Source organism: Streptomyces coryli, from assembly GCF_011044975.1.
GTDB classification, from domain to species: Bacteria; Actinomycetota; Actinomycetes; order Streptomycetales; family Streptomycetaceae; genus Streptomyces; species Streptomyces coryli.
Map to the genome: position 1 here is coordinate 18,850 of NZ_JAAKZV010000087.1, position 10,865 is coordinate 29,714.

Below are 10,865 nucleotides of genomic sequence, written 5' to 3' on the forward strand. Positions count from 1 at the left end.
CCGTCGTCCTCCGTTACGTGCTGTGCCGTTGTTACTGGGCCGCCGCGAGCTTGGCCGCGGAGTCCGCGTCCACGCAGGCCTGGATCACCGCGTCCAGGTCCCCGTCCAGGACCTGGTCGAGGTTGTACGCCTTGAAGCCGACCCGGTGATCCGAGATCCGGTTCTCCGGGAAGTTGTAGGTACGGATCTTCTCCGAGCGGTCCACCGTGCGTACCTGGCTGCGGCGGGCGTCGGCGGCCTCCTTCTCCGCCTCCTCCTGCGCCGCGGCGAGGAGCCTGGAGCGAAGAATACGCATCGCCTGCTCCTTGTTCTGCAGCTGGCTCTTCTCGTTCTGGCAGGAGGCGACCACACCGGTGGGCAGGTGCGTGATGCGGACGGCGGAGTCGGTGGTGTTCACGGACTGGCCGCCGGGGCCCGACGAGCGGTAGACGTCGATGCGCAGATCGTTCGCGTTGATCTCGACGTCGATCTCCTCGGCCTCGGGCGTGACCAGCACGCCGGCCGCGGAGGTGTGGATACGGCCCTGGGACTCGGTCGCCGGGACGCGCTGCACGCGGTGCACGCCGCCCTCGTACTTCATCCGCGCCCAGACGCCCTGTCCCGGCTCGGTGGCGCCCTGGCCGCCCTTGGTCTTCACCGCGACCTGGACGTCCTTGTAGCCGCCCATGTCGGACTCGGTGGCGTCGATGATCTCGGTCTTCCAGCCGACCCGCTCGGCGTACCGCAGATACATCCGCAGCAGGTCGCCGGCGAAGATGGCCGACTCGTCGCCGCCCGCGCCCGCCTTGACCTCGAGGATCACGTCCTTGTCGTCGCTGGGGTCGCGCGGGACGAGCAGCAGCCGCAGCTTCTCGGTGAGCTGCTCGCGCTGCTCCTCGAGCTCCTTGACCTCGGCGGCGAAGTCCGGGTCCTCGGCGGCGAACTCCTTGGCGGCCTCGATGTCGTCGCCGGTCTGCTTCCAGGAGCGGTACGTGGTGATGATCGGGGTGAGCTCGGCGTAGCGCTTGTTCAGGCGCATGGCCTCGCGCTGGTCGGCGTGCACCGAGGGGTCGGCAAGCCGCGTCTCGAGGTCGGCGTGCTCGGCGGTCAGATCCTCGACAGCCTCGAACATCGTGGGCTCCAGTCAAGTGCCAGCAGTGATGGGACCGACAAAGGCGCCGACTCGCCTGCCCGGAAACGGGCGGGCTGAGCCGGCGCCTGGAAAGTCGCTACTTCGCGGCGGCCTTCTTGCCGAAGCGGGCCTCGAAGCGGGCCACGCGGCCACCGGTGTCGAGGATCTTCTGCTTGCCGGTGTAGAACGGGTGGCACTCGGAGCAGATGTCGGCACGGATGCTGCCGGACTGCACAGTGCTCCGGGTGGTGAACGAGGCGCCACAGGTGCAGCTGACCTGGGTCTCGACGTACTCCGGGTGGATGTCGCGCTTCAAGGGATGCTCCTAATGATCGGGAGGGCACCGGGTCGATCAGCGGGATGCGTCACGTGAACCGGGGCCGACGGTCCAGTTTGCCATCTGGTCCGCCACGCTCCAAAACGAGGTTCGGGGGGCGGATATTCCCCGGGGTCTGCCGAGGGGTGTTTGCGCAGGTCAGCGGGGCTGATCGGAGGGGGCCTCGGCGGCGTCCCTGGCGTCCTTCGTCTTGTCGCCCGCGGAGCCCTTCAGGGCGGACTTCGGGATCGGCTGGTCGGCCTTGAGGGCTGCCCAGACCTGGTTGGCCTGGGATTCCAGCGGGATGACGCGGTTGCCGTCGGACGTGTCGTAGGTGACCGGGAGGGTCACCATCTGCATGTCCTTGGAACTGATGCCCTTGACGCTCTTGGCCAGGTCGGTCAGGTCCGAGACCGAGGCCAGGTCGTTGTCCGTGGTGATCGAGCTGGTCGCGGTGTCCGCGAGGCGGTAGAGCTTCGTCGGGTTCGACAGCACGCCGACGCTCTTGACCTGGTCGAGCAGCGCCTTGATGAAGGTGTGCTGCAGCTGTATCCGGCCGAGGTCGCTGCCGTCGCCGACGCCGTGCCGGGTGCGGACCAGGCCGAGGGACTGCTCGCCGTTCAGCCGGTGGGTGCCGGCCTTGAGGTCGAGGTGGCTGTCCTTGTCGTGGATCGCCTTCTTCGTCGTCACCTCGACGCCGCCGAGCTGGTCGATGAGGTCCTTGAACCCGGAGAAGTCGACCTCGACGAAGTGGTCGATACGCATCCCCGACATCTGCTCGACCGTCTTGATGGAGCAGGCCGGGCCGCCGGTGGTGTACGCGGAATTGAACATCACCCGCTGCGCGGCCGGGGCCGTGGTGCCGTTCTCCTGCTTGCACGCCGGCCGGCTGACCATCGTGTCCCGCGGTATGGAGACGATGCTCGCCTTCTTACGGTCCTCGTAGAGGTGCACCACCATCGCGGTGTCCGAGCGGGCGCCGGACTCCTGGTTGCCGCCGCCCAGCTTGCGGTTGTCGCCGGAGCGGGAGTCGGAGCCGAGGACGAGGATGTCCATCGAGCCGTTGTCGGCGTCGTCCGGTCGGTTGGTGCCGAGCTTGGCGTCGACGTCGACGCTGGAGAGGTTGCCGTTCAGCTTGAAGTAGACGTAACCGAAGGTCGCGCCGCCGAGCAGAACCGCCACGGTGAGCACCCAGGCCGATATCAGGACGGCCTTGCGCCGGGTACTGCGCGGCGCGCGGGGCTTGCGGTGGTCCGTCATCGTGGCTTTGGCTCCTCGGGCATTTGTCCGACATGAACGGACACAGGGGTTACCCGAAAGAGTGACACACGGTTGTTCGTAGAGGCAAAGTCCAGCGGTCTGTAAGGGACCTTCCGCACCCCTGGAAAGGGCCTTTGACCAGGCGTTTAGACCCTCCCATGAGAATTCCGTGAACGCCGGAGGCCCCCGTCACGCGCGGTGACGGGGGCCTCCGTGGCTGTCGGCCGTACGGCCGATCAGTCGCCGTTCGGCGTCGGCGTCGTCTTCTGGATCTGGAGCAGGAATTCCGCGTTGGACTTCGTCTGCTTCATCTTGTCCAGCAGCAGCTCCATCGCCTGCTGTGCGTCGAGCGCGTGCAGCACCCGGCGCAGCTTCCAGACGACCGCCAGCTCATCGCTGCCCATGAGGATCTCTTCCTTACGGGTGCTGGACGCGTCCACGTCCACCGCCGGGAAGATGCGCTTGTCCGAGAGCTTCCGGTCGAGCCGCAGCTCCATGTTGCCGGTGCCCTTGAACTCCTCGAAGATCACCTCGTCCATCCGCGAGCCGGTCTCGACCAGCGCGGTGGCCAGGATGGTCAGCGAGCCGCCGTCCTCGATGTTCCGCGCGGCGCCGAAGAAGCGCTTGGGCGGGTAGAGGGCGGTCGAGTCGACACCACCGGACAGGATGCGGCCGGATGCCGGGGCGGCGAGGTTGTACGCGCGGCCCAGGCGGGTGATCGAGTCGAGCAGCACGACCACGTCGTGGCCGAGCTCCACCAGGCGCTTGGCGCGCTCGATGGACAGCTCGGCGACCGTGGTGTGGTCCTCGGCCGGGCGGTCGAAGGTCGAGGAGATGACCTCGCCCTTGACCGAGCGCTGCATGTCGGTGACCTCTTCCGGACGCTCGTCGACCAGGACGACCATCAGGTGGCACTCGGGGTTGTTCGTCGTGATCGCGTTGGCAATCGACTGCAGGATGATCGTCTTGCCGGTCTTGGGCGGCGCGACGATCAGGCCGCGCTGGCCCTTGCCGATCGGGGCGACCAGGTCGATGATCCGCGGGATCAGCGCCTGCGGGTCGTTCTCGAGCCGCATCCGCTCCTGCGGGTACAGCGGCGTCAGCTTGCCGAACTCCGGGCGGGACTTGCCCTGTTCGGGCGCCGAGCCGTTGACGGAGTCGAGGCGGACCAGCGCGTTGAACTTCTCCCGCCGCTCGCCCTCCTTGGGCTGGCGCACGGCACCGGTGACGTGGTCGCCCTTGCGCAGGCCGTTCTTACGGACCTGGGCGAGCGACACGTACACGTCGTTCGGGCCCGGCAGGTAGCCGGAGGTGCGCACGAACGCGTAGTTGTCGAGGATGTCGAGGATGCCGGCGACCGGGATCAGGACGTCGTCCTCGGAGATCTGCGGCTCGGCGCCGCCGAAGTCGTCGCGGCCGCGGCGGCCACGGCGGTCGCGGTAGCGCCCGCGACGGCCCCTGCGGCCACCCTCGAAGTCGTCGTCGTCATCGCGGTTCTGGCGGTCGTCGCGGTTCTGGCGCTGCCCGCCGCCGCCCTGCCCGCCGCCGCCCTGCTGGTTCTGGCTCTGCCGGCCGCCGCCCTGGTTCTGCTGGCCGCCGCCGTCATTGCCGCCGCCGTCGCCGCCCTTGTTGCGCTGGCGGTCGCGGCGGTCGCGGCGGTTCTTGTTACGGCCGCCGCCGTCGCCGTCGCGCTGCTTGCCCTCGGCATTGTCGACAGCTGCCTCGGCCTTGGCGTCCTTGGGCTGCTCGCCCTTGGCGCCGCGGTCGCCCTTGGACTCGGACTGCTCGGACTTGCCGCCCTGGTCCTTGTCCTTGGACTTCGCCGGCTGGCCGGGAATGTCGATCTGCTGCTGGCCGCCGTCGGTCTGCTCGCCGCCCTTGGCGCCCTTCTCGGTGTCGCCCTCGCCCGTACGGGCCTTGGAGGTGGCGCGGCGCTTCGGCTTCTCGGCGCCACCGTCGGCGGGAGCCTCGGCCTTGGCGGGTGCGGAGGAGCCGCCTGCGGCCTGCTTCTCCTTGATCACCTCGATCAGCTGGCCCTTGCGCATCCGCGCGGTGCCCTTGATGCCGAGTTGGGACGCGACCTGCTGCAGCTCGGCCAGCACCATGCCCTCGAGGCCGGGGCCGCGGCGCCGGCGAGTGCCGGAGGTGGCGGCGGGGGCGTCCGAAGCGCTGCTGGCTGCACCCTGGGCAGCATCCACGCCCATCAGATCGGTGGTGTCGCTCACGAAGGGTCCTTCCCTGGAGCGGGCGTCGGCCTGTCTGGCTCGGCGACCGGTTGTGCTTCTCCGGCGGCGGTCCTGGTACTTGCGGACCCGCCGGGGCGGTGGTCCACCGCTATGTGCTTCGTACACACACGGCGGAGAGATCTGTGCTGGTGGCTTGGCGTCATAACCACGCCGATCGGGTGCCTCACTGCGCAGGCAGGCTGCTCAGGCAGTGCAGGGGGGTCCCGGAAGAAGGGCACACAGGCGATCCGATGCACGCGATCACAATCAGTGATCACAAGCGGTGATGCGCTGGTGCTGCCTTGAGGTTAACACTATCCGATCCAACAAACATTCCCCCTCTCCAACGCTTGCGGCCCGTCACGCCAACGGCAGCAGGCTCGCTCCGTCGGCGTCCAGATCCAGCCGGCTGGCCGCCCAGCCGTCCGTCGCCGCGGCGGCCACCTTCTCCGCCGAGCCGTCGTCGGTCAGCGCGAGCACCGTAGGGCCCGCACCCGAGATGACTGCAGGGACGCCATCGGCCCGCAGCCGGTTCACCAGCGCCACACTTTCGGGCATCGCGGGAGCGCGGTACTCCTGGTGGATGCGGTCCTCGGTGGCGGCGAGGAGATGCTCGGGACGCCTGGTCAGCGCCTCGACGAGCAGTCCGGCGCGGCCGGCGTTGGCCGCCGCGTCGGCGTGCGGAACGGTGCGCGGGAGCAGCCCCCTGGCGGCCTCCGTGAGCACCTCGGTAGCCGGCACCAAGACCACCGGAACGATGGAATCGGCCGGATCCATGCGTACGGCCCGGACGGCTCCGCCGCCTGCCGGGGCGCCGCCGGCGCCGTTCTCGGACCAGGCGAGCGTGAAGCCGCCGAGCAGGCACGCCGCGACATTGTCGGGGTGCCCCTCGATCTCGGTGGCCAGCTCGAGCAGCGCGGCGTCGTCGAGGCGGGCCTCGCCGCCTATCGTCACGGCCCGGGCGGCGGTGATGCCGGCGCAGATCGCGGCGGCGGAGGAGCCGAGGCCGCGGCCGTGCGGGATGCGGTTGGCGCAGACCACCTCGAGGCCGCGGGGCTGGCCGCCGAGCAGGTCGAAGGCGGTGCGCATGGCCCGTACGAGGAGGTGGGACTCGTCGCGCGGGAGCGTCTCGGCCCCCTCGCCCGCGATGTCCAGGTGCAGTCCGGAGTCGGCCACCCGGACCACGACGTCGTCGTACAGGCCGAGAGCGAGGCCGTACGCGTCGAAGCCCGGACCGAGGTTGGCGCTCGTCGCCGGCACGCGGACGCGTACGGCGGCGGCGCGGAATGCTGGACCGGCCATCGCTGTGGTGACTCTCCTCAGGTGGGGTGCGATGTCAAGAAGATGTCGTCAAGCGGCGCATCGAGCCCCTGCGACCACCCGGCGTCGCGCCATGGGGAGGGGCCTCCGGAAAGATAATGCAACGACAGCTTATCGAAGGAAGGTTCTGTGGCGACATAGGGCGCACAGGAGGCGCATGTGTGTTTCATGCGGCTTCCCTGTGCGCCTGCGGCTTCGCCGCGGTCGCGCGCGAAGAAAATCTGGGGGCGAAGCCCCCAGACCCCCGTCAGGCGAGGCCGAGCTTCTCCGCTGCCGCGTCCGCGTCGACCGGGACCGAGACCGCCGGGGGCGCGCCGGCCACCGCCCAGTCCGGGTCCTTCAGGCCGTTGCCCGTGACCGTGCAGACGATGCGCTGGCCGGTGTCGACGCGGCCCTGCTCGGTCGCCTGCAGCAGGCCGGCGACGCTGGCCGCGGAGGCGGGCTCGACGAAGACGCCCTCCTTCGAGGCGAGGAGCTTGTACGCGCGCAGGATCTGCCGGTCGGTGACCGACTCGATGTGGCCGCCGGACTCGTCGCGGGCCTGCTCGGCGAGCTTCCAGGAGGCCGGGTTGCCGATCCGGATCGCGGTGGCGAGGGTCGACGGGTTGGTGACCGGCGCACCCTGGACGATCGGGGCGGCGCCCGCCGCCTGGTAGCCCCACATGCGCGGGGTGTGCTTGGCGGTGCCGTCGGCCGCGTATTCGCGGTAGCCCTTCCAGTACGCGGTGATGTTGCCCGCGTTGCCGACCGGCAGGACGTGGATGTCGGGGGCGTCGCCGAGGGCGTCGACGATCTCGAAGGCGGCGGTCTTCTGGCCTTCGATACGGAACGGGTTGACCGAGTTCACCAGCGCCACCGGGTACTTCTCGGAGAGCGCGCGGGCCAGGTTGAGGCAGTCGTCGAAGTTGCCGTCTACCTCGATGATGCGGGTGCCGTAGACCAGCGCCTGGGCCATCTTGCCCATCGCGATCTTGCCCTTGGGCACCAGGGCCGCGGGGACCAGGCCCGCGCGGGCGGCGTACGCGGCCATGGAGGCCGACGTGTTGCCGGTGGACGCGCAGATGACGGCCTGGGCGCCGTCGCCCTTCGCCTTGGAGATGGCCGTGGTCATGCCGCGGTCCTTGAAGGAGCCGGTCGGGTTGGCGCCCTCGACCTTCAGGTGCACCTCGCAGCCGGTGACCTCGGACAGGGTGTTGGCCCTGACCAGCGGGGTCCCGCCTTCGCCGAGCGTCACCACGGGAGTGTCCGGGCCGAGCATGGGCAGCCGGTCGCGGTACTCCGTGATGATGCCCCGCCACTGGCGGGTGCCGGACATTCGGGATTCCTCGATAAGAGCGTTCATGGGCTGGTTCCTCTATTCCCCTTCGACCCGCATGATGCTGGCGACTCCCCGCACGGAGTCGAGCTTCCTCAACTCGTCGACCACGGCCCGCAGCGCCGAATCGGGCGCGCGGTGGGTGACGACGACGAGCGACGCCTCGCCATCCTTGCCCTGCTGCCGGACGGTGTCGATGGACACGTCGTGCTCGGCGAAGATGGCCGCCACATGGGCGAGCACGCCCGCACGGTCGGCCACGTCGAGGCTGATGTGATAGCGCGTGACCACGTCGCCCATCGGGCCGACGGGCAGCTGGGTGTACGCCGATTCGCCCGGGCCGTTGCCGCCCTTGAGCTTGTGCCGGCAGACGGCCACCAGGTCGCCGAGGACGGCGGAGGCGGTCGGCGAGCCGCCGGCCCCTGGCCCGTAGAACATCAGCTGGCCGGCCGCGCTGGCCTCGACGAAGACCGCGTTGTACGCCTCGCGGACCGAGGCGAGCGGGTGGGTCAGCGGGATCATCGCGGGGTGCACGCGGGCGGTGACGGAGCGGCCGTCGGCGGCGCGCTCGCAGATGGCCAGGAGCTTGACGGTGCAGCCCATGCGCTGCGCCGAGGCCATGTCGGCGGCGGTGATCTCGGTGATGCCCTCGCGGTGCACGTCGTCGAGGCGGACCCGGGTGTGGAAGGCGATGCCGGCCAGGATCGCGGCCTTGGCGGCGGCGTCGTAGCCCTCGACGTCGGCGGTGGGGTCGGCCTCGGCATAGCCGAGCGCGGTGGCCTCGTCGAGGGCCTCGCTGTAGCCGGCGCCCGAGGAGTCCATCTTGTCGAGGATGAAGTTCGTGGTGCCGTTCAGGATGCCGAGGACCCGGTTGACCTTGTCGCCCGCGAGGGATTCGCGCAGCGGGCGGACCAGCGGGATGGCGCCGGCGACGGCGGCCTCGTAGTACAGGTCGACGCCGTGCCGGTCGGCGGCCTCGTAGAGCGCCGGGCCGTCCTCGGCGAGCAGCGCCTTGTTGCCCGTAACGACGCTGGCGCCGTGCTCGAAGGCGGTGGTGATGAGCGTACGGGCCGGCTCGATGCCGCCGATGAGCTCGATGACGACGTCGATGTCGCCCCGTTTGACCAGGGCTTTCGCGTCGGTGGTGAGGAGCTCGTCGGGGATCCCGGGGCGGGAGCGGCCGGCCCGGCGGACGGCCACGCCCGCGAGCTCGACCGGGGCGCCGATGCGGGCGGCGAGGTCGTCGGCGTGCGTCGTCATGAGGCGGGCCACCTCGGAGCCGACTGAACCGCAGCCGAGCAATGCCACCTTCAGTGGCTGCCTTGACGCCGCACCGCTCATCCCGACCTCGCTCTCACGCTCTGTCCTCGCGCCCGGGGCGGGCGCCCATCCAGTCTCGCCCAGCGGGCGGAAGTTTCGACCGCCTGTCCAGTATGCGAGACCCTTGACTTGCCTGCTGAGATTTTCCTCAGCCGACGTCCAGCCGCAGCAGATCTTCCTCCGTCTCGCGGCGGACGATCACCCTGGCCTCGCCGTCCTTCACGGCGACGACCGGGGGCTTGAGCTGGTGGTTGTAGTTCGAGGCCATCGAGCGGCAGTACGCGCCGGTGGCCGGGACCGCGAGGAGGTCGCCCGGGGCCAGGTCGGACGGCAGGTAGGCGTCCCGTACGACGATGTCGCCGGACTCGCAGTGCTTGCCGACCACGCGGGAGAGCATGGGCGGGGCGTCCGAGGCCCGGGATACGAGGGCGACCGTGTAGTCGGCGTCGTAGAGCGCGGTGCGGATGTTGTCGGACATGCCGCCGTCGACGCTGACGTAGGTGCGGATTCCGTCGAGCTCCTTGACGGTGCCGACCTCGTAGAGCGTGAAGGCGGTCGGGCCGACGATGGCGCGGCCCGGCTCGACGGAGAGGCGCGGCTGGGCGAGGCCGGCGGCGGTGCACTCGCGGGAGACGATGTCGCCGAGCGCCTTGGCGATCTCGTGCGGCTCGCGCGGGTCGTCGTCGGTGGTGTACGCGATGCCGAGGCCGCCGCCGAGGTCGATCTCGGGGAGCTCGATGCCGTGCTCGTCGCGGATCTCGCGGAGCAGCCCGACGACGCGGCGGGCGGAGACCTCGAAGCCGGCCATGTCGAAGATCTGCGAGCCGATGTGGCTGTGGATGCCGACGAGCTCGAGGCCGTCGAGCTTGAGCACGCGGCGGACGGCCTCCGCGGCGACGCCGTCGGCGAGGGCGAGGCCGAACTTCTGGTCCTCGTGGGCGGTGGCGATGAACTCGTGGGTGTGGGCCTCGACGCCGACCGTGACGCGGATCTGGACGCGCTGGGTCTTGCCCAGGCGCTGGGCGATGTGCGCGACGCGGACGATCTCCTGGTAGGAGTCGAGGACGATGCGGCCGACGCCCGCTTCCACGGCGCGCTCGATCTCGGCGTTGGACTTGTTGTTGCCGTGCATCGCGATGCGGTCCGCGGGCATCCCCGCGGAGAGGGCCACGGCGAGCTCGCCGCCGGAGCAGACGTCGAGGTTGAGGCCCTCCTCGGTGAGCCAGCGGACGACGGCGCGGGAGAGGAAGGCCTTGCCGGCGTAGAAGACGTCGGCGCCGGCGAAGGCGTCCGCCCAAGCGCGGCAGCGGGCCCGGAAGTCGTCCTCGTCGAGGAAGATCGCCGGGGTGCCGTGCTCCTCGGCGAGCCGCGTGACCGGGATGCCGGCGACCGTCGCGGCGCCGTCGGCGGCGCGGTCGACGGTGCGGGACCAGACGCGCTTGTCGAGCGTGTTCAGGTCGGCGGGCGGCGGCGAGTAGTGCCCCTCGGGGAGCACGTCGGCGTGCCGGGGTCCTGCGGGGTGGGCGGAACGACTCACGGTGGCTGTGCTCCTCGGGCGCGGTTCTCGGGTGACGGAGGGGGCGGTGGGTTCAGATGCGTTCTGGGGCGCTGATGCCGAGCAGGGCGAGGCCCTGTTTCAGCGCCGTCCCGGCGGCGGCGGTGAGGCGCAGCCGCGCGAGGTGGTCGTCGGTGACGTCTTCGTCGCCGCGGGGCAGGGGCGGGTGCTGCGCCTGGTACGCGAGGTACGCGTCGGCGAGCTGCTCCAGGTGGCGGGCGATCCGGTCCGGGGACCGGTGGATCGCGGCGGACTCCACGGCGGTGGGGAGGCCGGCGATACCTGCGGTGAGGGCTGCGCCCTCGGTGCTGGGGATGTCGCCCTCAAGAGTGTGCCGTATCGCGAGGTCGCTCGCGTTCCGCGCGGTCGCGCGGGTGCGGGCGTGGGCGTACTGGATGCGGAAGAGCGCGCTGGTCTCGCGGTGGGTGAGGAGGGCTTCGTCG

Annotated in this window: 9 protein-coding genes; all 9 read right to left on the bottom strand. The window is 70.4% G+C overall.

The genetic code is table 11. From position 1 onward, the window contains the following. Window positions 1-31: 31 nt before the first annotated feature. Entirely contained in the window at window positions 32-1,111 is a 1,080-nt protein-coding gene (prfA, locus tag G5C51_RS20175) for a peptide chain release factor 1 (RefSeq protein ID WP_165239357.1), read from the bottom strand. 97 nt (window positions 1,112-1,208) lie between these two features. Then, window positions 1,209-1,427, bottom strand: a complete 219-nt coding sequence (gene rpmE, locus G5C51_RS20180; protein WP_165239359.1) for a 50S ribosomal protein L31 — start codon at window positions 1,425-1,427, stop codon at window positions 1,209-1,211. A gap of 159 nt (window positions 1,428-1,586) precedes the next feature. Then, window positions 1,587-2,687, bottom strand: a complete 1,101-nt coding sequence (locus G5C51_RS20185; protein WP_165239361.1) for an LCP family protein — start codon at window positions 2,685-2,687, stop codon at window positions 1,587-1,589. 236 nt (window positions 2,688-2,923) lie between these two features. Beyond that, a complete protein-coding gene (rho, locus tag G5C51_RS20190) occupies window positions 2,924-4,912 on the bottom strand; it encodes a transcription termination factor Rho (protein WP_165239363.1) in 1,989 nt (662 codons plus the stop codon). Between the two features lie 360 nt (window positions 4,913-5,272). Then, a complete protein-coding gene (thrB, locus tag G5C51_RS20195) occupies window positions 5,273-6,214 on the bottom strand; it encodes a homoserine kinase (protein ID WP_165239365.1) in 942 nt (313 codons plus the stop codon). A 265-nt stretch (window positions 6,215-6,479) separates the two neighbouring features. Continuing rightward, window positions 6,480-7,547, bottom strand: a complete 1,068-nt coding sequence (gene thrC, locus G5C51_RS20200) for a threonine synthase (RefSeq protein WP_165239379.1) — start codon at window positions 7,545-7,547, stop codon at window positions 6,480-6,482. Window positions 7,548-7,586: 39 nt separating this feature from the next. Further along, entirely contained in the window at window positions 7,587-8,888 is a 1,302-nt protein-coding gene (locus tag G5C51_RS20205; RefSeq protein WP_165239367.1) for a homoserine dehydrogenase, read from the bottom strand. A gap of 127 nt (window positions 8,889-9,015) precedes the next feature. Continuing rightward, window positions 9,016-10,404 (bottom strand): diaminopimelate decarboxylase, encoded by a 1,389-nt coding sequence (gene lysA, locus G5C51_RS20210; protein ID WP_165239369.1) that lies wholly within the window; start codon window positions 10,402-10,404, stop codon window positions 9,016-9,018. A gap of 52 nt (window positions 10,405-10,456) precedes the next feature. Continuing rightward, window positions 10,457-10,865, bottom strand: a 409-nt coding sequence (locus G5C51_RS20215) for a DALR anticodon-binding domain-containing protein (RefSeq protein ID WP_276617648.1), incomplete at its 5' end; no start/stop codon positions are given.

Excerpts from the sequence above, each read along its gene's own strand:
- prfA (WP_165239357.1), bottom strand. The coding sequence starts at position 1,111 with ATGTTCGAGGCTGTCGAGGATCTGACCGCCGAGCACGCCGACCTCGAG.
- thrB (WP_165239365.1), bottom strand. The coding sequence starts at position 6,214 with ATGGCCGGTCCAGCATTCCGCGCCGCCGCCGTACGCGTCCGCGTGCCG.
- G5C51_RS20185 (WP_165239361.1), bottom strand. The coding sequence starts at position 2,687 with ATGACGGACCACCGCAAGCCCCGCGCGCCGCGCAGTACCCGGCGCAAG.
- G5C51_RS20205 (WP_165239367.1), bottom strand. The coding sequence starts at position 8,888 with ATGAGCGGTGCGGCGTCAAGGCAGCCACTGAAGGTGGCATTGCTCGGC.
- thrC (WP_165239379.1), bottom strand. The coding sequence starts at position 7,547 with ATGTCCGGCACCCGCCAGTGGCGGGGCATCATCACGGAGTACCGCGAC.